We start from the raw sequence: 25,691 nt of genomic DNA, 5'->3' as shown, positions 1-25,691 counted from the left end.
GCTCTCAAGCTTCCTCGACAACATGAACATGGATCGTACCAGTCACATTCGGATGCAGCTTGACCGGCACCTGCGTTACGCCGAGAGAGCGAATCGGCTCATCGAGCTGGATCTTCCGCTTGTCGATCTTGATCTTCTTCGCAGCCAGTTCCTCGGCGATCTGCTTGCTCGTGATCGAACCGAACAGACGACCGCCCTCCCCGGACTTGGCGCGGATTTCGATCTTAAGGGATTCCAGCTTCTTCGCCAGCTCCTCCGCCTGCTCCTGCTCCTTCTCCTTGCGCACGTCAGCAGCCTTCTTCTGATGATCCAGCTGCTTCATGTTGCTGGCATTGGCCTCTGCCGCCAAGCCCCTCGGGAACAAAAAGTTGCGGGCGTAGCCCTCGGAAACATTTTTGACCTCGCCTTTTTTGCCCTGTCCTTTGACATCCTGCAGTAAAATTACCTTCATTCCGATAACCCCTCTCTGATATCCATTTCTTGCAGCACACGCTTCAGCTCCGCTTTCGCCTCGGCAATGGTGCCCTCCAGCTGCGCAGCCGCATTGGTCAGATGGCCTCCGCCGCCAAGCTGCTCCATGATTACCTGGACATTGACTTTGCCTAAGGAGCGGGCGCTAATCCCTATCAGGCCGTCCGGCCGTTCCGCAATCACGAAGGATGCGGCAATATCCGTCATATTCAATAACGTATCAGCCACCTTGGCAATGAGCAACTGGGAATACTTGTGTTCGTCTTCCGCCGCGCAGACCGCCATGCACGGATCCCATATTTCCGTGTGCTTGATAATCTCTGACTTCTCGATGAACTCGTCCAAATCCTCCTTGAGCATTTGCTGCACTTGTGCGGAATCCGCACCATTCCTTCTCAAGAAGGATGCCGCCTCGAAAGTGCGGGCGCCTGTGCGCAAGGAGAAGCTTTTCGTATCTACCACAATGCCGGCAAGGAGCGATGTCGCCTCAATGGGCTCCATAGACAGGCGATCCTGCAAGTACTGCAGCAGCTCCGTCACGAGCTCGCAAGTCGAAGACGCATAAGGCTCAATATAGATCAAAACAGCATCATCAATAAATTCCTCGCCGCGGCGGTGGTGGTCGATCACCACAATGCGACCAGTTTGCTGCAGCAGCTTGGGCTCCGCGACCATCGAGGACTTGTGAGTGTCGACAACGACTGCCAGTGACCGCTGATGCGTGATGGACAGCGCCTGCTCCGGCGTAATCATCCACTTCTGAATCGACTCATGCTGCTCCAATTCCCGCAGCATGCGATGGATGGAAGGATTGTCCCCCTCCAGCACGATGTAGCCTTCCTTGCCGCACAGCTGGGCCATCTTCAGTACGCCAACTGCCGCACCCATGGAATCCATATCGGGATAACGGTGACCCATAATGATCACCTTGTCGCTTTCCTTCATCAGATCGCGCAGCGCATGGGAAATCACCCGCGCCCGGACACGCGTCCGCTTCTCGACCGCATTGGATCTTCCCCCGTAGAAGGAAAGCCGCTGTCCAGACTTCACAGCCGCCTGGTCTCCGCCGCGTCCCAAAGCAACATCCAGACTCGATTGCGCAAGAGAGCCGAGCTCCGGCAGCTGATCCGCGCCGGTAGCGATCCCGATGCTGAGAGTAAGCGGTAGCTTCAAGTCTCCGGTCAAATCGCGAACCTCATCCAGAATGTCAAACTTCGATTGCTCGATTTTCTTCAGCGTTTTGGCATGCATCAGGATGAAGAACCGGTCGGACGCGCTGCGGCGTATGAAGATATGGTTTTCATTGGCCCATTCCGTAATAGCCCCGATCACCTTGGCCAGCAGCAAGCTCCGCGACTGATCGTCCATGCCTTGCGTCACTTCGTCGAGATTGTCCAGCATCAGGATGCCAATAGCCAGCCGCTCCTCCTCATACCGCTTGGCCAGAACCGTATAATCCGTAATGTTGTACAGATAGATCAGGCGATCCTCCGGACGCACCATGCAAAGATAATGTTCTTCCCCTACCGTCACGTGGATTTCTTCTTCCTTGTCCTTCACCGATTTCAGCGAGGGGAGCACATCCGCCAGCAGTTCCCCCGCAATGGATTCCTGATCGAATATCTTCCCAACATACGGGTTATGCCATTCAATGGCTTTTTCCTCGTTGTACACGATCATCCCGATCGGCAGCTCCTGCACGACCTCTGCGCCTGCTTTTTTTACCCGATGCGTCAACGTCATAATGTAGTCATTCAATTCTTTGTAAAAAGCCTGCTCAGCTGCGAGCACATAGTAGATGAGCACGCCGACCGCAAGCAATGCCGCCAGCCCGGCCCACCAATGTAAGAAAAACAGCGCAGCCGTGAACAGCGTCAGCAGGATGAGTCCTGCCATGATCGGGAGTCCGCGCCACCTGCGAAGCAAAAACTTCGGCATATCAACGAGCCACCACCCTGACTATTTTTTCATCCTGTCTCGAAGGGGAAACGCTGTATCCATCACTCCGAGCAAGCTGAGAACCTGGGGCATCAACAGCCCCACCACAATGCCGAGAATCGGAATGGCCCGATTCCATTTTCTTTCCTTGGTCATGAACCTCAGGAACGAGATCGCTTGTACAGAGAATACCAACAGCAGAAGCGGATACAAATTATGATAAACGGCCGTCAGAAACGAATCGCTCTCCATATTCCAGAACATGCCGATCAAGAGAACAATCAAGTAGTACCAAACCCATGACCTCGGCAAGCGCCACGTATGCAAAGGCGGCAGCCCGGGTACGGCATGCCCGCGAGAATCAAGAATGCGCCGCGCAAAGGCGTGACTGATCAGCGTATAAAAGCCGGCGAGCGCCAACATATAGAAAGGGATCATCTGAATCATCATATCTACCGATCTGTCAATATACGCGTCCCCCAGCTCCACCGTGATAAAGGCCGGCATCGTATCCATGCTGTCCTTCAGATACTGGCGGAAATCCGATGTCAGATTCGGATAGGCGGAAAAAAGCAGCACAAACAACACGAGCTGCATGGCAATCAAAGCCAACACGCCGCCCGTTATGACACTGCGTGCCGACTTCTTCTGATGATACCCCCGTCCCATAACCGCTGACGGCACAGCGAAAAATCCGAGTATCGCCCACGTCAGCATCACGACGAATGGGCCGAATGCGCTGACGAACAACCCGGCAACTGCTGCCACTGCCAGTGTAACAATCGCAAAGGTATTCCTTCCCCGCTCCCCATACAGGACAATTGCCGGGATCATCATAAACGGAAATGCTACGATCACGAATGGCGTAAAGGACGCCATCAACAAGAAGACCCAAATCATGCCCCATAGCAAGGGGACTCCGTTCTTTCGCACAGTTTCACCTCTTACGCATATGATTTTCCAGCGTCGAGATGTCTTGATACCAATCTTCGAGCTGGTGCCCTTCTTCCTTGTGCTTCTTCAACTTGTCGACGATGGCATCATCGAGGCTGTGGTACGGCACGCCCAATCTTCTGCCCAATATGTAGCAGCTGACAATCATGCTGGCCAGGCTATCAGTGATCTTGGCCGTGCTTCCTTCCCACAGTCCCTTGAACAGACGGGAAACTTGATCCACTACCTCAGTCTTCAACCATTCGATGACCTTCGCCCGTTTTGCCAAATCCACTTCCGGACTCACTTTGTTCACATCGAAACGCTCCCTCATAGGATCGCTCCTCCGATCCGCGTTGTTCCGTGACGCTTGCTTCACGGCTGCCAAGCATCAAGGAACTTCCCCTTCCCAAATGCTTTGGCCCTAATTATAGCATAAAATGCCGTCATCCCGTTACCAATCGGCTTATTCGCTGCCTTTTCGTCTTCCCTTGTCAAACATTCCTGCCTGGTTTACACTATTCAAAAATCAACCCTGTTCCGTATAGATAGGAGGGAACGCAGATGCACAGCAAGGATCGAGCAGTCATCCTCTTCGATGGCGCATGCAACTTCTGCAACGCCAGTGTCCAATTCATCTTGAAGCGCGATCCCAACGGCTGCTTTCAGTTCGCCTCCCAGCAAGGGGATGCAGGCCGGCAGCTGATGGACCGTTATGAAGTTCCTTCCTCCATCAATAGCATTGTGCTTATTAAGAACAATCAAGCGTATTACAAATCCGATGCCGCCTTGCAAATCTGCAAACAGTTGAGCGGAGCTTGGCGCATGTGCGCCTGGCTGCTGGTCATCCCGAGACCAGTGCGCAATTTATTCTATGATGTCCTCGCCCGCAATCGATACAAATGGTTTGGAAAAAGCGAAAGCTGCATGCTTCCCAAGCCGGAATTTCGCAGTCGGTTTCTGGAGTAGCTTTATCGCTTTTTTCGCCCCCATATATTCAAAAAAAGCCAGACTGCGCAAGCAATCTGGCTTTTCCCAATGGCTGTGTTATTCCGTTGTATAAGGCAACAGCGCAATTTGGCGGGCACGCTTGATTGCTACTGTCAGTTGACGCTGATACTTCGCACTTGTACCGGTTACACGACGAGGAAGAATCTTGCCGCGCTCGCTGATGAACTTCTTCAGCAAATCGGTATCCTTGTAATCGATGTGCGTGATCTTGTTGACGGTGAAGTAGCACACTTTGCGACGCTTGCGACCGCGACGGCCGCCGAATCTGCGCTCGCCGCGCTCTTCTCCGCCTTCTCTTTTTTGGTATGCCATGTTCTTTTCATCTCCTTCCTAGTTCCAGTCCGTTCTTTAGAACGGCAGTTCTGCACTCTGACACTTGTGCCAAACTCCGATTCCCTTGATTTAACTGCATTTTTCTCTATATTTTTCGATTGGCACATTTTTTTGTGCCACCTGTTAAAGTCGCTTGTAATAATATAACTCAATCCAAAGCGAAAATCAAATTTTTTTCACGATTCGATTCGAAGGTCTCTCCTAAGCTCAAAATTTTGTGTTCCTTCATTAATAAACCCTACAAAGGTAATTAACATAATAAGGACTCAATTATAATGAAGGTTTCAGAATAAGGAAAAACAAAACATCAATAAATAAACTTTAACCTGCAAGAGAAATTTATGCGTACTAATACACTTTTCTAAAAATAATACATCCGACCTTAAAAAATCAAATGCTTTTCAACTTCACTGAGTTCTCTTTTTTCAATCCTTATTTTGTCGGTGGACAATCCTGGTGTATAATAACAGTAAATATTTGTTAGGCGGGGGTCACTATGGGTTTCAAATCAAATTATCAAGGTGGGACATCGATTGAAAGTCCGGAAGCCTTATTATTGGATTTACGAAATCGCAAAATTGAAGGTCTGCTTTCCCATCAAGCTGATGTATTACGCGTTTACCAAGGGAAAATGAATGTTCCCGATGTGGCTATGGAATTGCCAACAGGCAGCGGGAAAACTTTGATTGGTATATTGATAGGAGAATATCGGCGACGTATGCAACATGAACGCGTGGTTTATCTTTGCCCAACTAAGCAATTAGTGCACCAAGTTGTGGAGGAAGCAAAGAATAAGTACGACATTCATCCGATTGCCTTTACTGGTTCACATAGAAAATACAATCCACTCGATAAGGCTGCCTACCGCGATGGGGAAGCAATCGCGGTAACAACATACAGTAGCTTGTTTAATTCCGGGCCATTCTTCGATAATCCCAACTTCATTATTTTAGACGATGCTCACGCTGCAGAAAATTATCTCGTTAAATTTTGGTCTATGCAAGTTAACCGTTTCGAACATGGGAATCTCTACCACCAGTTGCTTGAGACATTCAAACATTCTATGCCACTTGAACAATATCAGCGAATGAAATCGGATTCAGCTACGCCTGATGATAAAGGTTGGGTTGAAAAATTGCCGACCCCGAAGTTTGCGCAACTGATTCCTCAAGTCATACCACTCTTAGATGAAGCTACGCCGGGAATTGACGGTTTGAAGTACGATTGGCGCGTTTTGCGAAACCACTTGCGCGCGTGCCATGTGTATGTCAGTTGGAATGAGATATTGATCCGTCCTATTATTCCACCTTCAACCACATTTATTCCATTTTCATCAGCCAAACAACGTTTATATTTATCTGCTACATTAGGATCGGGCGGTGAACTGGAACGTATTACAGGTCGTAGAAATATCGAACGAATTAAGGCACCGGAGGGCTGGGATAAGCATGGAATCGGACGTCGTTTATTCTTTTTCCCAGAAACATCAGGGATAAAAGAAGAGTCGGGCCAGGTGATGGTAAATTTAGTTAAAGAATCACCACGTGCACTTCTATTGGTTAAAGACGACTCATCAGAAAAATATTTAATGGAATGGTTTAATACCAATACAGATAGGACTGTGTTTTTAGCAGAGGATATAGAACGTACAAAACATACTTTTACATCCCATACGAATGCAGTTGCCATTTTGGCAAATCGTTATGACGGCATTAATCTGGCCGGAGATGAATGCCGACTGGAAGTAATGTGGGGATTACCTTCAGCATCTAATTTACAAGAACGATTCTTAGAATCTCGGATGTCAGCGCAATTGCTTCTCCGAGAAAGAATCAGAACTCGACTAGTCCAAGCCATTGGTCGCTGTACACGTAGTGCAACAGATTATTCTGTGGTCTGCATCTATGGTGAAGATCTTTCGAATCGATTGTTACAACATGAAAATTTAAAGTTGTATCATCCCGAATTACAAGCCGAGTTAAGTTTTGGTCGGGAAGAATCTAAACAGGCAAATAGTGTTGAAGATTTCCTTGATATGTACAGAATATTTCTGAAGCAAAACAGCCCCGAATGGCGGGCTGCTGATCAACAGATTATCGTTAGAAGACAAGGAGCAAAACAAGCTCCTGATCCTAATATTGATGTGCTCGAGAAAGCAGTTTCATTTGAATTGTCTTACCAAGAAGCGATGTGGTCGGGTGATTACGAAAGAGCGTTAGAAAATGCTAATCGTGTAACATCTCTATTAAGTGGTGACGCATTAAAAGGATACCGGGGCTTTTGGTATTATTTAGCCGGCTGCGCCGCTTGGTATGCAAGTCAATCAAACGAAAATTTTAAGGCGATCGCGCAACAACGCTTTAATCAAGCTGCCAATTGTACTTCTTCAGTACCCTGGCTGAGAAAATTAGTTGAGTTTGACTCCTTGGGACATGTGGAAGATCAAGATCCATACACCCCGGTACTTATAGAACGACTAGAGTTTGAATTGAATAAAATGGGCACTACGAATGATCGAAAATTCGAAAATCGGGTTAACGAAATTCTATCAGGACTTGCCGACCAAACCGACAGCAAGCGTTTTGAAAGAGCCCACGTTGATTTGGGTCGGTTACTTGGCTACAACGCTGATAACACCGATGAAGACGGGGGACCAGACCCTTGGTGGATTGTTGGAGATTTCTGTTTGACCGCCGAAGACTACACCGAAACGGATGGGAAAAAACCTATATCTCTGTATAAAGTAAGACAAGCGAATGATCATCCTACTTGGATATCGAAAAAAGTTCCCGGCATCTCGGAAAATACCGAATTTGTACGAGTCATTATCTCACCGTCAAACTCCGTGGAGAGTGCCGCGGTAACAATCGCTAGAGATGTTGCATACTGGAATCAAGAATCATTCGTGAAATGGGCACATGAATCAATTGCCGTCATCCGAAGATTGCGCCTTGATTTCCCAGGAGAAGGCGACGAAATGTGGCGTGAAAAGGCAATCATAGCCTACCGAGAAAATGGAATGGATCCTTTATCGATAAAAGAGCGTCTCAAAATGTCACCTATTTCTAGCCTAACGATTTTGGGTTGAACATAGTATAACGGTATGCAAGAGCCGAGGGGATATTTGGCCCTCGGCTCATTTTAGGTGTGATTAATTATTCTTGATTATGCGTTAACCATACTTCCCTATATTTCTGTTCAGCTTCTTCGTTGCTTAGTTGGTTAAGTAGCTCTTCAAATGTCAGGACGAGATTTGCAGCATCCATTGCGTCCGGGAATTTAACTTTGTTGACTGCCGCGATTAAATAACCAATTGCTTGAGTACTAGTTATTTTCATCCAATCATCCTTCCCCCGGGTAGCATCAATCGATTATTATATTTACTCCTTCTCCTTGGTAACTGCGGCCATGTCTCATCATTCTGATGATCACTAATGCATGCTTAATACCTTTGATTTTCCCTTTCAAGAATTCATTTTGCAGATCACCTTGTAGATCGGCCTCCAACTCTTCCAAGTACCTTTCAAAATAACTAATTAAAGAGTCAATTTCTGAAATACTGTGTTGCTCTAAGTTTTCAAAGAACAGAATACTATTAGAAATTGCTTCCTTCTGAAGGATAGAATCATCGGTTTTTAAGAAGTCTTGAATTGATTCGATGTAGTTTCTAAATGAGCTCTCATTCGGAAGTTTTGCCAGATGTTTCTCAAACAAACCGATCAAAAGCTTCACTTTTTCTGTTTCATTCAATAGTGTCATGTTTCCACCCTTTTTTGCACTGGATTTCCTATATAGAAATGGACTGTCCTCACCCAGGAAACAGTCCGGTCATTTCATCTGAAGTTAATTGATTAGTACCTCATCGATATTACGAAGTGGGCGTATAATCATGTCTAGACACCATTGTCCCTGCTGGTCCTCGGTCTTGAACGCTAATCCCAAAGCCACATAGAGATCAAGAACGTCAAGTATCGATTTTGGATACAGGAATCCATTGGCCTGTAATTTTCGTTTGATTCCAGCTTCCCTCTCATATAAAGTCTGAACCTCATCATCCTGATGATCTCTTCTATCCATTCCCTTTTCGTCTAGGTTAATAAACGTATTTTGTTTTACCTTTCTTTCCATGAAAACGACTGTTTCTTCCCAGTTAAAACCGCTTGCTACAGCCACACTAAAGTAGGGCAATAACGTAATATTCGGCATAGGAAGCCATCTCCCCCAGCCTCCCTCATAAAACCGGTTAGGAATCACACATTGCCCTTTAGGGATAAGCCCTAATTGCGCGAGCCCCCTTACAGTAACCCTGCCATTCATTATAAAATTCATAGCATCATTCTGAAAAGAATACATGTTCTGCACCCGTCTGGACAATATAAGGGAGAATATCAATTGGTTTATCCCCAGAAATCATAAATTCAGAAGAACGGCCGTTATTATTTTCGACTTTGTTGAAGCTTATCCCCACAACCCAGAATTCTTCTGTCAAGTCAGGGGCTGATGAAGTCTTTTCATACCCCTCACGTAAAATACCTACTAATTCATCGAACTCTTCCTTAGTTGATTCAATTAGTTTAACTGTACCATTGCAACTTTTTATTTTCATCACGTAGTGTTCTTCTTCCCGCTGAAGGATCAAGAATTGAGCATCTTTGTGAAATATAATTTTCCGAAATCGAACTGCAAATTTTTCAGACGATTGATTCGTTAGAATCAGTGACTCCACTGATCTGACTTTTGGAATCATTTTGCTCACCCCTGGTTATATTAGCAAAATGATATCACTTATAAGTGAAAATAACAATATACATCACTTATGTTGTTATATATTTTTTAGATTAAAACACTTACCCTTAGGATAAGCAGGGAGGTTGTAAATCGATGTCTGATTTAAAAAAACTAATCGGTGAAAAAATTCGTAGCATACGTAATAAAAAAAATCTGACCCTACTTCAGTTAAGCCAAATAACAGGGCAACAAACCTCATATCTAACCGAAGTTGAACTTGGAAAAAGAAATCTATCCATTGATTCATTGGAAAAAATCATGGATGCTCTTAACATAAAGCCAGGTGATCTTTTTGATTTTCGAGAAATCGATCCAGATTCTCAGGAATTTGAGACCAGAACTGTCCTTGAGGTCCACTACCAATTTCTATTAGGGAAGAAAAGCGAAGACGTAAAGATGATCCATAAGATAACAACGGAGATTTTCAAATCAATAGATGCCGCAGAGAAGTCTGGATAGCCATTCTTTATCGCCATTAACACAAAAAGAGCGTTTCCCTTTTTTACACGGGATTTCGCTCTGTATTTTCTTTAACTGTACTTGCCAATAATCGCTTCAATAATTTGTAAGTATTGAGAGCTGACAGTATCCCTATGCAACGCTTAGCCATGTTTTAATTTGGTCTAATGTTGCCTCACTTTTGGCTTGGTTGTAAATATATTCAATCGTGTCGTGCTTTTTCTGGATACGGTAGTGATGTAACCCATCGTTTAAACTTCCTTGGCTGTCATACTGGTAATATAACGTAGAAAACATGAGCAGGGTCAAGTAACGATCAATCGCCTGAGTAGATCGAACCTGGTAACGATCCATGGCCGGTTGTACTTTCGCAGTTCGAAAATACGTTTCAATGTCCCAACGTTTGCTGTAATAGCATAGAATCTCTTCATTGCTCAGTGAAATATCCGTGCTCAGAAAGGCCTTCATCAGCTTAGATTCAAAGCCATCTCCCTCTTTCCAACATAGGAGCAGGGCGGCATTTTCCAAGAGATTGAGCTTCCCTTCATAGCGATATACTCGGTAAGCGGAGGAGCCGATCGTTCTCCAGACCTTCAGCTCCTTTAAAATACCCAATTGGACAACCAACCTAGGTTATAACCAGGTTTCTGAAAATCCCGATCTCAAAAGTAAAAAAAGCGCTTGAAAACCCAAGCGCTAGGTGTTATTCATGATAAAATGGCGGCGAAATCCCTTTAAGCACTTAGTTCCAGAAATACTGCATCCGCGTATACCCGACATCCCATGCTTTCATGTCGCCCTTAATCGTGATCTTCAGCTCATCCCCCGGCTCAAGCGGAATCTTGAATAGCGAAGGGAACAGATCAGGATGAGTACGCTGAAGTTCTCCAGAATTGCTCATGATCTCCCTGTCATCCCGAGTAACACTGATACTACCGGAATAATCCGTTGGTTCGGGGCATCCGTAATCGAAGGAGAAAATCGTCTGTCCCTCAGACTTGTACGTGAACGTTCTGGAATCTCCGCCTTCAGCGCCATATAGGTTATAGCGGAGCGGTATCTTCTGTCCGTTGATTTGAATACTGTCCGGTTTGTCTCCGGTGGATGAATTGCCCGAGTTGTCCGTCCATTCAGTGATCGCCACAAACGGACCCTCTACTTTAGTTGTTAATTTGTCTACCGCCGCCCCTAATCCCCATAAAGCTATAAAAAGAACCATACCCGATATAGCCGTTGCCACCAGATTGCGCCCGAGGCTCCGGTAACGGAAACCAAGCTTGTACGCCCCAAAACCGAGGGCTGCTCCAATCGAATTCTGAAGAGCGTCGTTGATATCGAAGCTGCCCAGGAATGTAAGGGCCTGGATCGTTTCCAGCACAAGAATCGCGATGAAGAATAAGATGATGAACCGGACAAAGCTGACCCGGTATAGCCATGGAATCAATATACCGAAAGGAATAAACGCAATAGTGTTCCCGAAAGCCACCATACTCATTAGGTTGGGATGCAGGAGATCAGCTGGAGACGGCAAACTAATAAAGTTCTCGGGCATGAAAATAAAGGTGTAGCTGGAAATTTGCTCCGAAGCCTCTCCTCTGCCGAAAGCGAAGAACATAAAATAAAGTACAATAATGGTATAGACAATAGTTGCGGTTAGTAAAATTTTGCGTTGTTTGACCATGCTTAACTCCTCCACTCTATTTTTCCACTTGTCACTATAACCTACTTGCCTGTTTCATGAAACCCCCACCCCTTAGCTTGATTAACTTTACTTGCCCAAATTCAGTTCTATGAAATGTAAAAAGAGACACCCTTGACTCTCTGACCAACCACTCCACGCAGAGGAGAACATGATATGTCTCATACGTTTATCACAACAAAATCATTGGAACAATCGGTCGGAACAATGGAAACTTCCGCTCCCCTGCATGATACACGCCGCTCATGCTTACTTGATGCAGGGTTTGAACCGGTGATCCGACTTATAGACGTCCGCATTACACACAAGAGCTAAGCATCGCAAGGCATGTAGAATTCAAGGCAATATCTTCACCCAGCGATTAGTTTCTGAAGTATTTGGCGAGTCATGAATGTGATCGGTCGGTCTTCGCAAATCATGTTCCAGATTTATTGTGTTATTCGCTTTTGCTTCATCCAGCAGGGCGGCCATTAACTTCTAGTATTCTTGGTAAGTCTGATCCGACCTCTTGGCTTACTTCCGGCAAATTTTGAAGCAAGAAACGCCGGAATCCCCGGTTGTTCTTCATTTCACCGAATTACACTTTCCACCTCGATCATGCGCCGGACGGAAAGTTCACGACCTTCCTCGCTCTGAAGTTCTTCACGTGCTTTTGCCTTTTAGCCAAGATAAGTCATTTCTCACTTTAATCTCGCGATTCCCTTGCGCTTTGCTGCAACGCTCCTTAAGTGGGCAACCTTCAAGTCTGCACATCGGTAGTAACGCATTTGTACTTCATACACGCTTTCATTTTTTTGTATGCTCTCGCGCAGAAGTGAAGCGCGCATGGGCTTAATGACTGCAGGCGGCTCATTCAGGTTACAAAAGGGCGAGGGAGTGGGTATGGGTGAAGGAGTTTACGTCCGCCCTTTGAACGTCGTGCTGTACTCTTCTAACCTTTTCCAAGAACACGACGTTCAAGAGCGACCAGAACTCGTTCCCCCTCCCGACAACTGCAAGATTATAAAAGAGGGATCTGTCCCTAGTCATTTATGACTTTGAGACACCCCCTTAAAATTAGAGTAGTAACCCGTAGTGCTTGATTTTACAACTTTTCCTCAAGATGGTTCAGTCGTGACCGTTATTCCAACACCTCCACATCCGCATAAGGCGATGCCGGTGACTCCAGCAGCGGCTGCGGCAACCCTTTCAGATGCATGTCGAAAAACGCGCCAATATAATCGCGTTGTGCCGCGAGCGCCTGTTCCGGCTCGACGGTTCCAACACTCCCCTGGACGACTTGAGGAGAAAGGCTCAGCTTATTGCTTATTTGCGGCAACAGATATTGTTGATCGGTGAACGTATAATGCGCCCCGTTCGGTATCGCTACATCTAGTTTCCACCCGCTTGACTCGTTCCAGAACGATGCCCTATCCTCCGCCGTGAGATGGGAATCCACCTCTCCCTCATCGGTAAAGCCTGCATTCATTAGTAAAAACGGGCGGTCAAGTCCATACAGGGCAACAGGTAGCAGGTGATCGGGCAAATAACCCATAGAACCGTCCATATCGATACCTGCGCCGATTCGCTCATCTTCATACATGGCCTGGGCAGCCGTTGCGCCCCCGGCAGAATGTCCGAAAATACCGATTCTAGATAGGTCCAGCGCCCGGTCCAACCCTTCAGGCAGCTCACGTTTCGCATGATCCGGATTGTTCCCTTCCTTGAGCGCCTCCAGTCGATCCAGTACAAACCGGACATCATCAACCCTGACGCTCATCATTTTCAGTACCGTATCCGCCCCGAAATCAGGCAATTGCTCGGTCTCTATTCTCCCTTCGGGAAACTCGACGACCGTTGTCTCATATGTGTGGTCAATGGTCACAACGACATAGCCATTACTGGCCAATTCCTGAACGTTAATCGTACCTAGACTTCTCGGAACAGATCCGCCCGGAGAATATATGATGACAGGCCAGCCCTTCTCTCCGTGCTCTGCGGGTGCGTTCAGCGAAGCATGAACGCCGATGTTGGATAGATCGATTCGGCCGGGCTCTACTCCGATTGTCGGCATGACGGTTTCGTCGTAAAATGCAGCTGCGTTTGGCGGTATATATTTGGCTTTCTGGCCAACCTCCCGGGTGGCCGGGTACCAGATGCTGATCATAAGCTCCCGCTTTCGATCCTTTACCCAAGGATCGGCTCGGTCGATATCTGTCAAGTGGAGCTCCGTCACGCCCACTGGCATCTCGCCAGTCGGCTCAGGTAACGTGATGTGAATCCGTTCACCGGTATGCGGTTCGTCGTATTGTACTGGCGGTTCCGCCAAGATGAACAGGCTAACGGCCGCAACCATTACGGCTGCTGAGGCGAACATGGCGAACCTAACCTTACGAGCAGACTCCCCGTTGATAAACTTTATGATAGAATTTACTGTGATCATGTAATATGTCATATAGATCACCATAAACAATCCAACGCAAACCAATATTGGAAGCAGGAGATTTATACCACCCATTCCTCCGAAGAGCTTCCGCAGCCAGTTAAAGATAATCAAATAATGACCGAGGCCGACCAACAGCGGCAACAAGAAGATCAGTGCGTTCTGTTTCAGGATCGTAGCGGCGATTTCCTTGTGGCTCACGCCGATTTTTTTCAATATCTCATAGCGAGAACGATCGTTCGTCGCCTCTGTCAACTGTTTAAAGTATAGGATACTGCCCGTTGCGAGAAGGAACATCACACCCAAAAACCCTAGAATGAAAACATTAAAAGCTGCATTCTCGATGCCGAGGCGATACACGGAATAATAGGTCGATAGCTTCATTTCTGATGTCTGTATAGCTGCAAGCGCATCAGCGGTCGCCTTCGTATTCTTCTGGTCCTGAACGATGTAACCAACATATTGCTCGGTAGGAACTTGCGCTTCCAGCATGCGAAATGTATCGTCCGCAACGACGACCATAATATCCGGATAATGCCAATTGAGAACACGTTCAATCGTCATGCCTGCAAATGCTAAATTAACGTTCCCATTAGGCAAATCCAGGGTGATGGTTTCTCCTGCATAATCCGCCCATTCGTAATCGGTATACATGGGGCGAATCGCGATCACTTGATCTGATTCGTTCAGCGTTAACCGACCAAGACGCAGCACATCCGCTACACGATTATATGCGCTGACCGATATCACTTTCACCGGATGCTCGGCTGCCTTGCGCTCACGATCAGACAAGATTTCGTCACTTGACGCTTCGCCGCTCAGATGGATGACCGGAATCGACATCTTGGCTTTCACGGGATGTGCATTGTCGCCACGTATGATCTCCTCGATCTTTTGATCGACTTCGTCATCCTGCGCTATATGCATGTAACTGAAAGGTGCCGTTACACGTGCCGTGTGCTCGTAAGCGTAGTAAGTGCTGAAACCGAAACTGAAGGCGCATAATGCGATAGCGGACAAGATGGAAATGACGCTTAGCGTACGTGCATTCCCTTTCATTCGGTACACCAGGTTGGAAATCATGATTAGGTTCATGCCCTTGTAATAATGGGACTTCCGCCTCTTGGCGTATTTCAGCAGGTAAATAACGAGCGATGAAAAAAGCAAGAAAGTTCCTGCGATGATGCCGACGGTCATGACGCCCAGGTTCGTAAAGATCTGTTCATTATTTTCAAAATTCCGAAGTCCAAATCCGTAGCCGACGATGAGCAACGCGACCGCGGCGGCAGCGGGAACGATCGACGCCCTCGGTTCCTGCTCCCCTTCCTGCTCTGCGCGGAACAATTCGATAAGCTTGAATCGATAGACCAATCGATAAGCTTGCACAGAAGTTATTGTAATTAGTATAAGAAATACAACCACAGTGGTAAGCACCGCAGGAAGGGAGAACGTGATTCCGACATCGACAGCTACTCCCAATAAGCGCATCAAAATCATGGCAAACAGCTTCGACAATAGTGTACCGGCCACAATGCCGAGAACTAGGACGCCGGCTCCAATTATCATATTTTCATAGAACAGCATCCGGCCGATTGTTTTTTTTGGAAAACCTAATAAAGCATATAGCCCGGCTTCTTTTTTCCGTTTGCGGGTAAAAAATTGGCCGGAGTACATCATAAAGACGGATACAAACAATACCAGGATGATTGATCCAACCATGAACACAGATTGCATGCTATCTGAAGATTCGACAGCCTCGACTACCTGCGTACTATATTGTAGTGAAGCAAAAACATAAAATATGGCGACGCTTGCGAACATGGAAAATAAATATATGAAATAGTTGCGAAGATTACCTTTTATATTTTTCTTGGCCAACTCAAATAACGTCATCCGTACGCCCTCCAAGCACCGTCAATACATCCAGAATCTTTTTAAAGAATGCTTGTCTCGGTGTCGTTCCTTTGACGATCTCGGCAAAAATGACACCGTCTTTTAGAAAGAGAACTCGACTGCAGTAGCTTGCCGCTAATGCATCATGAGTCACCATCAGAATGGTCGCATGCTCTTGTTCGTTCAGTTCATTTAGCGCCTCTAGCAGGCTGGCCGCAGCTTTAGAATCCAGCGCTCCCGTCGGTTCGTCGGCCAGAATCAGTCGCGGACGCGTCACAATGGCACGGCAGGCAGCAGTTCGCTGTTTCTGACCTCCGGAGATTTGGTAAGGGTATTTTTCTAGAATATGCTTGATGTTAAATCGTTCCGCAATGGCAGACACTCTGTTCTCCACTTCGTCGACCGATATACCGGACAACGCGAGGGGGAGCAGAATGTTTTCCTTGACCGTCAACGTATCCAGCAAATTATAGTCTTGAAAAATGAATCCTAGCTTGGATCGCCGAAAAGCCGATAACTGCGCCTCGTTCATTTGAAGAACGTTTTCCCCGTCGATCACGATGCTGCCGGAGGTCGGTTCATCGATGGTGGCGGCCATATGAAGCAGTGTTGTCTTCCCGGAGCCCGATGGCCCCATAATGCCGACAAATTCTCCTTCGCCTATGCACATATCGATCCCGTGAAGCACCGGCACGACGTTCCCTTTATTCCCATAACTTTTCGTTAACGCTTTTATTTCAATAACCGTTTCCACTGTATCTTTCCTCCCTGCTTTCCCTTTTTCAATTTCCATCGTACCATGCCGGTGACTAGTTATCCTTACGCTGAACTTACGTTTTTCTACTGGCGAGCTTACATTTTTGTCACGGTACTAGTTGCAGTAGTGTTAGCCGAATTAAGATATAATAGGATTAAGGATATGGAGGCGTATGGAATGAAGATGAAGATAATGATCGTAGAAGACGACCCGACTATTCGGGGGTTAATCGGCGAGACCGTCGGGAAGTGGGGATACGAATCCGTATTGTGTGACGAGTTCAACAGGATTCAAGACATGTTCCTTCAGACCGAACCGCACCTCGTGTTAATGGATATTAATTTACCCATATTCGATGGATATTATTGGTGCAGCCGAATTCGGGAATTGTCTAACGTGCCGATTATTTTTCTCTCCTCACGGGATTCGCCAATGGATATGGTCATGTCGATGAATATGGGCGGTGACGATTATATCCAGAAGCCGTTCTACGACGAAGTACTTATCGCTAAGATTAAAGCATTGTTGCGTAGAACTTACTCTTATGCCGAAACGCCAGTCAACATAATCGAGCACGAAGGCGTCCTGCTGAACCTAGGTGATCGGAAGCTTATTTCCGGCGATCGATCGGTTGAACTGACAAAGAACGAATTCGTCATCGTACGGCTATTGTTGCAGAATAAAGGCCATATCGTAAGCCGGGACAAAATCATGCGCTGCCTATGGGAGGACGAAAGTTTCGTCGACGACAATACGCTGACCGTGAACATGACCCGAATCCGAAAGAAATTGGATGAGGTTGGACGTTATGGGTTCATTACGACGATCAAGGGAGAAGGTTATATAATCAAATGAGCTTTCTACGTTATTTGGATGATAAACGTTATTTTCTGATTTTCTTTGCTGGGATGCTATCCTTCGTTGCTTTGATGATGTTCGTAAGCATCGAGGGAACGTATCGTGTTGGAGACATTATGTATACCCTGTCCGGATGTGTGTTGTTGGCCGCGGTATACGTGGTCGGAGGCTATTTGCGCTGGAGAACCCGCAGCAGGATATTACATGACCTGGTAAACAACAGATGGGACGAACTAACCGTAGCTTTGCCCGAACCTCTAACATATGAACAGCGTCAGTATACGGCACTGATCAAGAAGCTCTACAGCAATAAGCTTGAGGCCATTGGAAAGCTTCAAGACGAGAAAAAAGATTTTCATGATTTTATTGTCTCCTGGATTCATGAGGTCAAGCTGCCGATAACGGCAAGTACTCTGCTCTTTCGCAATTCGGCGGGCAAGTCAGTAGAGGAGCTGATCCATGTATTCGAAGATGAATTGTTCAAGATCGACCATTATGTCGAGCAAGCCCTGTTTTACGCAAGAATTGATTCCTTTTCCAAGGATTACTTGATCGCGGAAGTCTCTCTAAACCGAATCGTGCGAAACAGTGTGAGAAAGTACGCAAAAATGTTTGTAGCCAAGCGAGTTCATTTTACAATGTGGGAAAAAGAGGAATGGGTGCATACCGATGCTAAGTGGCTCGGATATATCGTAGATCAGATCATGTCGAATGCCTTGAAATATGTCGGTGACAGCGGAAGCATCGTGTGCTCTTTCGAGGCTGATAACGAAGAGAAGAGGCTTTCCATAAGGGATACTGGTATTGGTATTAAAGCTGAAGATATTGGTCGTATTTTCGAGAAAGGGTTTACGGGCGCTAACGGAAGGCAATTTGCAAAATCGACAGGATTGGGGTTATATCTCGCTAACCGCATGGCCGTCAAACTCGGACACCGATTGTCCGTCCAATCGGAAGAGGGAAGCTATACGACACTTACGCTTCACTTCCCTAACTCGAACCATTTATATGAAATGTGAATTATACTTTCAACTGGCGTAACGCCTTCAGCTCGGTTAAGTATCACCAGGACGGGGGATTACCTGCCTATGTAGCCTTGTGTTATTAAGCTACTGTGATAATTTAAGTCACTGGAACCCTATAAAAGATAGTACTAAGAAGACGCAGATAATTTGCTTTAAAAATGGAGATCGCTCGATAAACGGTTATTAGAGTGTTCTGGTTCTGTTCCGATGGAGCAACTTTCTGTGAGACACCGAAGTTTTTTATGTAATCTTAACAAGTATAACATTCATCCTGCCAGTGATTGAGCTCGCCTTTCCCATTGTCGGAACCGCTAGCGACGGCCAACATTCAATCCGTTTGGCGTTCGAAGTTCTGCTTCCAGACGTCCCCATATAAGTATTGCCAATATCATTTTTTGAAGGATATTGCTAAGCCCGTCTTCGATGCCGATCGAAAGCTCAAAACCGAACTGAAGAAGGGCATGCGCGGCATTCGAGACATCGAGCGCAAAATCGAACGAATCGAACATCGTGCTAGCGAATCGACCGCGAGCTAATCCGCAAAGGAACAAACGACAACCGAAGTAGCTGAAGCTCACATTGCTAAGAAGTACATCGCGACCGTTCGCGCGCCTTATTGTTAGAAGATGGGTATCCTCCGCTCGAATTGCCCGGGATGCTCATCTAGAACGCCAAGGACAAATAACGACTTGGAGCAATTTATTCGGCAAACGAAGGCCAATCATCGCCGCATCACAGGATTTCTGAACTGGAATACCTACATACAACGCAACGGCGAGTTGATTGTACTCACTATGGACACACTTGGACAGGAGCATATTGAAAGTCGTCTGCGTTCTGTTGGCTATGTCGCCTAGAAAAAATACAATTTTGCATGGCGCTCACGTTTAAACGAACATGTCGAACGGCAGACGTTTTGATCGAGATCCAAGGCGTACTTGCTGCACTTGAGCACGAATGGGATGAGTAATTCTGCTAGCTAATTATGCTGTCGCAGAAAAAAAATAAATCCCGCAGTGGACAGACACATCCTAGTTACCGTTGCGCTTCCGGGGCGTTGGTTGTCGGGAGACGAACTTCAAATAGCGTGCGAACGGGGGCGCTTTGCGCTGAGATCGTGCCCCGATGCTGTTCCACTATATTTTTCGCAATAAACAGACCGATTCCGGAGCTTCCTTCCCGCTCAGTGCGCGCTTTATCGACCGTGTAAAACATATCGAAGATATACGGCAGCTCTTCCGGGGGAATGCTATGACCGTAATTAATCACTTGAACTACTGCGTTCTCCGCTTCCAGATTGCAATGAATATCTATATATTGGCCATCTTTGCCGTAACGGATGGCGTTCGTAAGGAGATTCTCAAATACGCGCGCCAATAAATCTCCGTCCCCCAAGATCATCACATGCGGGGTCACATGCAATCGGGGTGTCAGGTTATTTCTTTCTAAAGCAGGGTATAATTCCTCATTTAATTGAATGAGCAGTTCGCCAAGATCGATCGGTTGTTTGTTCATCTTTAGCTGGCCGTAATTCATGCGAGCGATTTCGAACAGCTCGTCAATCAGCTTCTCCAGCCGTTTCGACTTGGAGAAAGCAATGCCTGTATAGTGCTTGATCTGTTCATTCGTCAAATTATCGTCCTGAAGAATAAAGTCCAGGTAGCCCAATACGGAAGTGAGCGGCGTTCGCAAATCGTGTGCCAGATTCAACACCAATTGTTCTTTACTGTTCTCTGCAAAGTCCCCCCTCTCCAGCGCTTGCTTCAATTTTTCACTAGCCAGATTGATATCCCGCGCAATATTTTCGAACTCATCATTGGATCGGATGTTTATTTTGCTGTTGAAGTCGCCGTTTGCCAGTTGATTGATTCCACGCGATATTTCGTGAAAATATAGGGAATACCGTTTCGTGAGGAGAAAGAAAAAATAAAAGGAGAGAGGAATAAAAATAATTAAGAAAAAATTGAGGTCCCCGATTTCTCTCATGAAATAACGAATTTTAGTCGTCAGGTCTTCAAGCTTCGTCGTATGATAATAGAGCTGAAAAACTTTAAAGATCAAAAAGGTGATCGTGCCAGAGCAAAGTGTACTTAAAACAAATAGCTGAATCATTTTAAATCGGAAACCTCGGATCTTATTAGCCATTGAACGTATATCCCACTCCCCAGACCGTCTTGATCCATTTGTTCTTGTGCTTATCTTCTTCGAGCTTCTTCCGCAACGCGCGTATATGCACCATAACTGTATTGCTGCCTTCGTAGTAGGCTTCCCCCCATACACGTTCGAAAATATTCTCCGTGCTGAACACCTTATTCGGGTGGCTGGCCAATAAGTACAAGATGTCAAATTCCTTCGGGGTTAGCTCAATCGGTTTGTTATACAATCGTACCATTCGTTGTTCGGGATTGATCATCAGACCGCGCACCTCCAGAACGGCAACGTTCGATGTCGCCGATGGATTGAACTGCAACGCTCGCCGCAATTGCGCATTTACCCGAGCGACCAGCTCCATCGGATTGAACGGTTTGGTCACATAATCGTCCGCTCCTCTGACCAGTCCTGTAATTTTATCAAGATCGGTCGCTTTAGCACTTAAAAAAATAATGGGCAGGTGGTGACTTTCCCGAATGAGCTGCGTTGCTTCGTAGCCGTTCAGATTCGGCATCATAATATCGAGAATCGCCAGATCAATCGGTTGTGTCCGAATGGCTTGCACGGCGGCCAGCCCGTCAGAAACTTTCACACAACGATAACCCTCTTTGGTTAGATGCAGTTCTACCAAATCGGCAATTTCCGGTTCGTCATCGGCGATTAAAATAGTGATCGATTTCATAATCCACCTCAAGTAAATATGATGATTGAACTACATCGTATCAGAACTTCTTCGCCAGAACAACGGCGCGCGGGGCACCCGGAACGGCGGATGCCGGCGTCGTCAGCCAGGACCCCAGTCTATAAGCGACGAAGCCGAGCATGCCTCCAATGGAATTTAAAAAAGATCGTCCACGTCAAACGTACCGAGCGAAAATAACACTTGGACGCTTTCCAGCCCGATACTTACCGCCAAGGAGCGCCATAGCGTCCCCGCCAACGTCAGCTTTCCGGCCTTCGCAAGAACATTAAGGAACATGCCGAACGGGACAAAGATCGCAATATTTCCGAAGAGGTTCGTCAGGCTGTGTACAGTCAACGCATCAAGCGCTCTGGTAATTTCCTTCAAGGGAACCAGATTCCCAGCTTGCAGTCTGGCAACGATATATTCCGGATAAGTCGCGGTTCGCAGTAACTGATCCCATAGAAACGCAACATCCACCCGGCCGAACTTGAATAAAATAATTTTGAGCAGCGCGTACATGTAGAAAGCAAACAATAGCCGAACGCCCCAATGTTTCAACCGGTAGCCGGCTCTCATCCGTTCCCCTCCTTTGGTATCGAAACCTCCGGATTCTTAACTTCCGGCATCCCATCCTCCTGAAACGCACCCTCCGGCTTCTCAAGCGCCGGATCGATGTCCGCTGGCGTATCGCTAGTCGGCGTATCAATCTGCGGTTTATCGTTCGGACGATTGCCGGTTGGAGCCCCCTCGTTTGTCGGCGTATCGCTTGTCGATGAATCGTTCTCCGGTTTATCGTTTGTTGGAGTATCGCCCTGCCCGGAATATACTGTCACAATAACACCATCCATATTGTTGCCTGAAATTTCATAGCGGGTATCCGCCGGCACATGAATCGTGATATCTTCGAGAACAGAATAGTAGTAAATGGAATACTCTTCGTGGTTTATCGTGGTCTTTATCGATTTCCGTTCCTTCAAAAATCCCAAATATTCCTCAAGAACAAAATTGTTCTCATACATAATAGCGCTATGCGGCAAACCGACATAACGATAATGCCATGGTTCATACGGAATCCCTGTAATTTCTGTTTTGTCCTCCGGATAGCGCAAGATAAAGCCGTATTTCCAGGCGTTCTCTTTCAGCCATAGCCCTTCAGAAGCAGACTCCATCTTCCCTTGCGTTGATCCGATATCCACCGCCAAACCGAGGTTATGCTCACTAAAGCCTGCCGGCAACGCGTAGCCGGGCTCGTTTTCCTCGTATTGCTTGCTCTGTTCCGCTTCGTCCCGATAGCCGCTGGTGAGCATAAAGTGGTTAATGCCATCCTGATGTGCCGCTGCAATCATCACAGATAATTTTTGTGCCAAAAAAGGCGTCAATCGGATCGAGTTGTCCAAGAGCCCGTATCCGTTTATCAGTTCCGGATTTTTTGCCAAATTGACGGCATCCGATACGTTAGTCCCCGGAGGTACGGGATAAACTTCATTGATCAGCAGCAAATTGCCTTTGTAAACCTGATCCTTTGTTATCCGTACCGGAATCCCGTCCCCTTTAAGAGCCTCATCAAGATTCTCATCCAGATTTTCATCCTCTACTTGGTGGTTTTCTTTCGGCACATTTTCATTGTTATCGGGTTCCGGTTTAACTTGGATTACGGCATAGCCAATTATTAAAAGGATGACAAGCCCCAATAGCCATTTCTTCATTCGTAGTTTTCCTCCTTATCTTTCGTCTAATATAGAGTAGGGGAGACTATTTAAAAAGAAATGGGGCTAATATTAAAATTTTTATTAAATCGTTATCGAAAACTAACAAACGGGTTAGTGTAAAATCTTCGTGGGATTAAGATCTGGAAAAGCGAACATCGGAAAAGAGCTTCATCCTGGATACAGTGATGTTTACCAATAACACACCGTAAGGAGGAAGCTCTTATTCATTACTTAGGGCTTGCTGAATGGTGAAAAAAAGGCTGAAAACCGCATAACAATAAGGATTTTAGGCTCTTGATGTCGAATTCATATGTAAAGGAAAGCATGGAGAACGGGCCCAAATCCTTGCAGATGGAGTGACAAATGTGTTCAAGCCGACCGCGCATCTCGACAATCAATTGATCCTGCCAGGCGATTTCTTTTTGCCCTTTGGCGGAAAGCTGGACGAAGAGAATCGTTGGGTTCAGTTGGCGCGGTTAGTGCCATGGGCAGAGGCCGAGAAAAAATACGGACCGTTTTTCAAAGACACCTTCCGCGGCCAGCAAACGATCAGTTTGCGGATGGGGCTCGGGGCGCTCATCATTCAAGAGAGAATGCAGTTGACCGACAGAGAAACCCTAGAGTCGATCAACGAAAATCCATACATGCAATACTTCATCGGTCTGCCCGGATTCGTCATGAAGCAACCGTTCCATCACTCGATGATGACGCATTTTCGGAAGCGTCTGACGGATGTGCTGGCTGAGCTGAATGAGGTCGTCGCCACGGCAGGCGCGAAGGAAACGAAGGACCATGACGACAACAACGTTAGCGGCGGCGGAGGGAAAGTAAAGCGGTCGAAGAAGCGCGCCTCTGTTATTGAAGCCGAACAGCAAACACTGTTCGCGGAACCACAAGTCGAACCGTCAGCAGCAACATCTCCCGTGGAGCAGACGGCCGCGGTGCCCGAGCCTCTTGAAGCGACCGCGCCTCCTTCCGAAGGGCATCCGGTATCGGCCATGGAATCGGAAGCACCTGCGCTACCCAATCAAGGGACGGTGCTCATGGACGCTACCTGCGCGCCAGCGGATGTGGCGTATCCGACCGATCTGAATCTGCTGAATGAAGCGCGGGAGAAGCTCGAATCGATCATCGATACCCTGCATGTGCCGGCCGTCAGCAAAGCGACGAAACCGCGCACGTACCGCGAAAAAGCGCGCAAGCAGTTTGGCGGTGTCCAAGCAACGCAGGCCGGGACCCAAAGTGATCCGCAAAGCAATCAGGCGGCAGCTCGGTTACGTTGGACGGAACCTCTCCATCATCGCCGAGCAAGCCAAGGTGCAACCGCTCACGCTGCTTAGCCGGAAAACCTATCGCGACCTGCTGGTGATTCATGAACTGTACCATCAGCAACTTCAAATGTGGAGCGAGCGTTCTCACCAGATGGAAGACCGGATCGTCAGCATTCATCAGCCGCATATCAGGCCAATCGTGCGCGGGAAAGCCAAGGCACGCGTTGAGTTCGGAGCCAAGATTGCGGTAAGCATGACAAATGGCTATGCGTTCCTTGATCGTCTGTCTTGGGATAACTTCAACGAGAGCACGACGCTAATTGGCGTGATCGAGAAGTACCGTGAGCGCATGGGGACCTATCCGGCTGTCGTCCAAGTGGATCAGATCTACCGCACGCGCGAAAACCGGAGCTTCTGCAAACAGCATGGGATTTGGCTCAGTGGGCCGGCATTGGGACGAAAGCCTAAAAACGGTCCGTCAAGTGAAGATAAGCAAGACGTCAAACAGGATACCGGGGAACGAAACGCAATTGAAGGCAAGTTTGGAGAAGGCAAGCGCAAGTATGGGCTTGGCTGTATTCGCGCACACCTCGCCAAGACAAGCGAATCGGTGATTACGCTGCAACTTCTCGTGATGAACCTGGAGCGCAGGCTCCGCGTTCTTTTTTGCCTTATTTTCGCGATGCTGTCTCGCCGGCGCCTAGCTCTGAAATTCGGATAAAAATCGTTCAGCAAGCCCCCTACTTAACCACAAGAATCCCAACATTGAAAAAGCTGGAGCAATGGCTTTCGGAAAATGCAAGAAGAGTTTGCCCGTATCATGAAAATGATACTGGAGATGCTGGATGAGCAGATATTGACTACACTTCACGTCCTATTACCCTTTCAGACATTGGTGGAAAAGCTATATGGAAAAAAGGTCGTCTACACAATTTCACCATATATTATCACTTTGATTGTTTTTAGCTGCTCACAAAACTTCCCTATATCCAGGTCTCCTTCTACCGTAATCCAATGATTATAATCCAAGTCATTTCTCAATTTCAAAAGAATCGATGATTTTTTTCATCTCGGTGGATGGAACGTTTCCGGATATTGTGTAAAACAGATTGTCATGTACAAAGACTGCAATCTTTTCTGTAGTACTTTCCACAGAATATACCAATAGTCTCTCCTCCTTCGTATGCTTTAATAAAAGTAAAGTGATGGAATGACATTCTATATAATCATTAGTTTGTTCAAATAATCGCTGCAAATACTGGTCGGTGAGTTGAGTCCGTATAATTGT

Annotated in this window: 22 protein-coding genes and 3 pseudogenes; 6 read left to right on the top strand and 19 right to left on the bottom strand. The window is 46.8% G+C overall.

The features are described 5' to 3' along the window. Window positions 1-4: 4 nt before the first annotated feature. Genes rplI through XYCOK13_RS16170 form a run of 4 tightly spaced genes read right to left on the bottom strand, consistent with a single transcriptional unit; the run spans window position 5 to window position 3,676 of the window. Window positions 5-451 carry a 50S ribosomal protein L9 gene (rplI, locus tag XYCOK13_RS16185; protein ID WP_213413276.1) on the bottom strand — a complete coding sequence of 149 codons (447 nt, stop codon included), beginning with the start codon at window positions 449-451 and terminating at the stop codon, window positions 5-7. Beyond that, window positions 448-2,409, bottom strand: coding sequence for a DHH family phosphoesterase (locus tag XYCOK13_RS16180; protein ID WP_213413275.1), 1,962 nt, complete (start codon window positions 2,407-2,409; stop codon window positions 448-450). The genes rplI and XYCOK13_RS16180 overlap by 4 nt, the downstream gene beginning before the upstream one ends. A 21-nt stretch (window positions 2,410-2,430) precedes the next feature. Then, window positions 2,431-3,342 (bottom strand): DUF2232 domain-containing protein, encoded by a 912-nt coding sequence (locus tag XYCOK13_RS16175; RefSeq protein WP_213413274.1) that lies wholly within the window; start codon window positions 3,340-3,342, stop codon window positions 2,431-2,433. Between the two features lie 4 nt (window positions 3,343-3,346). Further along, complete coding sequence (locus XYCOK13_RS16170) at window positions 3,347-3,676, bottom strand: MazG-like family protein (protein ID WP_373314429.1); 330 nt, start codon at window positions 3,674-3,676, stop codon at window positions 3,347-3,349. A gap of 230 nt (window positions 3,677-3,906) precedes the next feature. Here XYCOK13_RS16170 and XYCOK13_RS16165 point away from each other — a divergent pair, with 230 nt between their 5' ends. Next, window positions 3,907-4,311 (top strand): thiol-disulfide oxidoreductase DCC family protein, encoded by a 405-nt coding sequence (locus XYCOK13_RS16165; protein WP_213413273.1) that lies wholly within the window; start codon window positions 3,907-3,909, stop codon window positions 4,309-4,311. Between the two features lie 78 nt (window positions 4,312-4,389). Here the strand turns inward: XYCOK13_RS16165 and rpsR are convergent, their stop codons facing one another. Further along, window positions 4,390-4,665 carry a 30S ribosomal protein S18 gene (rpsR, locus tag XYCOK13_RS16160; RefSeq protein WP_213413272.1) on the bottom strand — a complete coding sequence of 92 codons (276 nt, stop codon included), beginning with the start codon at window positions 4,663-4,665 and terminating at the stop codon, window positions 4,390-4,392. A gap of 517 nt (window positions 4,666-5,182) precedes the next feature. On the opposite strand from rpsR, the gene XYCOK13_RS16155 reads away from it, so the two are divergent. Continuing rightward, window positions 5,183-7,774 carry a DEAD/DEAH box helicase gene (locus XYCOK13_RS16155; protein WP_213413271.1) on the top strand — a complete coding sequence of 864 codons (2,592 nt, stop codon included), beginning with the start codon at window positions 5,183-5,185 and terminating at the stop codon, window positions 7,772-7,774. A 67-nt stretch (window positions 7,775-7,841) separates the two neighbouring features. Here XYCOK13_RS16155 and XYCOK13_RS16150 read toward each other — a convergent pair whose 3' ends face one another. From XYCOK13_RS16150 to XYCOK13_RS16135, 4 genes are all read right to left on the bottom strand, one after another. Then, on the bottom strand, window positions 7,842-8,024 hold the full coding sequence (locus tag XYCOK13_RS16150; protein ID WP_155618885.1) for a hypothetical protein: 183 nt from the start codon (window positions 8,022-8,024) through the stop codon (window positions 7,842-7,844). 25 nt (window positions 8,025-8,049) lie between these two features. Next, a complete protein-coding gene (locus XYCOK13_RS16145; protein WP_213413270.1) occupies window positions 8,050-8,445 on the bottom strand; it encodes a hypothetical protein in 396 nt (131 codons plus the stop codon). Between the two features lie 84 nt (window positions 8,446-8,529). Next, the gene (locus tag XYCOK13_RS16140) at window positions 8,530-9,003 is read right to left on the bottom strand and encodes a DUF6042 family protein (protein ID WP_269058397.1); all 474 of its coding nucleotides are present in this window, start codon (window positions 9,001-9,003) and stop codon (window positions 8,530-8,532) included. Window positions 9,004-9,019: 16 nt separating this feature from the next. Next, window positions 9,020-9,433: a hypothetical protein gene (locus tag XYCOK13_RS16135; protein ID WP_155618882.1), complete on the bottom strand. Its 414-nt coding sequence runs from the start codon at window positions 9,431-9,433 to the stop codon at window positions 9,020-9,022. A 134-nt stretch (window positions 9,434-9,567) separates the two neighbouring features. On the opposite strand from XYCOK13_RS16135, the gene XYCOK13_RS16130 reads away from it, so the two are divergent. Then, on the top strand, window positions 9,568-9,933 hold the full coding sequence (locus XYCOK13_RS16130) for a helix-turn-helix domain-containing protein (RefSeq protein WP_213413269.1): 366 nt from the start codon (window positions 9,568-9,570) through the stop codon (window positions 9,931-9,933). 132 nt (window positions 9,934-10,065) lie between these two features. On the opposite strand, the gene XYCOK13_RS16125 is transcribed toward XYCOK13_RS16130, so the two are convergent. The 5 genes and pseudogenes from XYCOK13_RS16125 to XYCOK13_RS16110 all read right to left on the bottom strand — a co-directional run bounded on the left by XYCOK13_RS16125 (window position 10,066) and on the right by XYCOK13_RS16110 (window position 16,701). Beyond that, window positions 10,066-10,548 carry a hypothetical protein gene (locus tag XYCOK13_RS16125; RefSeq protein ID WP_213413268.1) on the bottom strand — a complete coding sequence of 161 codons (483 nt, stop codon included), beginning with the start codon at window positions 10,546-10,548 and terminating at the stop codon, window positions 10,066-10,068. 127 nt (window positions 10,549-10,675) lie between these two features. Further along, a complete protein-coding gene (locus XYCOK13_RS16120; protein ID WP_213413267.1) occupies window positions 10,676-11,614 on the bottom strand; it encodes a VanZ family protein in 939 nt (312 codons plus the stop codon). 517 nt (window positions 11,615-12,131) lie between these two features. Next, window positions 12,132-12,438: pseudogene (locus tag XYCOK13_RS22440) on the bottom strand (transposase); the annotation flags it as partial. Between the two features lie 314 nt (window positions 12,439-12,752). Continuing rightward, window positions 12,753-15,947 carry an FtsX-like permease family protein gene (locus tag XYCOK13_RS16115; protein WP_213413266.1) on the bottom strand — a complete coding sequence of 1,065 codons (3,195 nt, stop codon included), beginning with the start codon at window positions 15,945-15,947 and terminating at the stop codon, window positions 12,753-12,755. After that, window positions 15,934-16,701 carry an ABC transporter ATP-binding protein gene (locus XYCOK13_RS16110; RefSeq protein WP_213413265.1) on the bottom strand — a complete coding sequence of 256 codons (768 nt, stop codon included), beginning with the start codon at window positions 16,699-16,701 and terminating at the stop codon, window positions 15,934-15,936. The genes XYCOK13_RS16115 and XYCOK13_RS16110 overlap by 14 nt, the downstream gene beginning before the upstream one ends. A 186-nt stretch (window positions 16,702-16,887) precedes the next feature. On the opposite strand from XYCOK13_RS16110, the gene XYCOK13_RS16105 reads away from it, so the two are divergent. Continuing rightward, window positions 16,888-17,559 carry a response regulator transcription factor gene (locus XYCOK13_RS16105; RefSeq protein WP_213413323.1) on the top strand — a complete coding sequence of 224 codons (672 nt, stop codon included), beginning with the start codon at window positions 16,888-16,890 and terminating at the stop codon, window positions 17,557-17,559. Continuing rightward, a complete protein-coding gene (locus XYCOK13_RS16100) occupies window positions 17,556-18,581 on the top strand; it encodes a sensor histidine kinase (RefSeq protein ID WP_213413264.1) in 1,026 nt (341 codons plus the stop codon). Before XYCOK13_RS16105 ends, XYCOK13_RS16100 begins: the two co-directional genes overlap by 4 nt. Before the next feature lie 1,041 nt (window positions 18,582-19,622). On the opposite strand, the gene XYCOK13_RS16095 is transcribed toward XYCOK13_RS16100, so the two are convergent. From XYCOK13_RS16095 to XYCOK13_RS16080, 4 genes and pseudogenes are all read right to left on the bottom strand, one after another. Further along, entirely contained in the window at window positions 19,623-20,732 is a 1,110-nt protein-coding gene (locus XYCOK13_RS16095; protein ID WP_213413263.1) for a sensor histidine kinase, read from the bottom strand. Next, complete coding sequence (locus XYCOK13_RS16090) at window positions 20,725-21,420, bottom strand: response regulator transcription factor (RefSeq protein ID WP_054819298.1); 696 nt, start codon at window positions 21,418-21,420, stop codon at window positions 20,725-20,727. The genes XYCOK13_RS16095 and XYCOK13_RS16090 overlap by 8 nt, the downstream gene beginning before the upstream one ends. A 156-nt stretch (window positions 21,421-21,576) precedes the next feature. Next, a complete protein-coding gene (locus XYCOK13_RS16085) occupies window positions 21,577-21,999 on the bottom strand; it encodes a VanZ family protein (protein WP_213413262.1) in 423 nt (140 codons plus the stop codon). Window positions 22,000-22,208: 209 nt separating this feature from the next. Continuing rightward, a pseudogene (locus XYCOK13_RS16080) lies at window positions 22,209-23,129 on the bottom strand (M15 family metallopeptidase); the annotation flags it as partial. A 368-nt stretch (window positions 23,130-23,497) separates the two neighbouring features. Here XYCOK13_RS16080 and XYCOK13_RS16075 point away from each other — a divergent pair. Continuing rightward, window positions 23,498-25,124: pseudogene (locus XYCOK13_RS16075) on the top strand (IS5 family transposase). 309 nt (window positions 25,125-25,433) lie between these two features. Here the strand turns inward: XYCOK13_RS16075 and XYCOK13_RS16070 are convergent. Continuing rightward, window positions 25,434-25,691, bottom strand: a 258-nt coding sequence (locus tag XYCOK13_RS16070; protein ID WP_213413261.1) for a DUF4367 domain-containing protein, incomplete at its 5' end; no start/stop codon positions are given.

The organism is Xylanibacillus composti (assembly GCF_018403685.1).
Classification (GTDB): Bacteria; Bacillota; Bacilli; order Paenibacillales; family K13; genus Xylanibacillus; species Xylanibacillus composti.
Note: the sequence above shows the minus strand (reverse complement) of the source record. Positions and strands in the feature narration are given on the sequence as shown.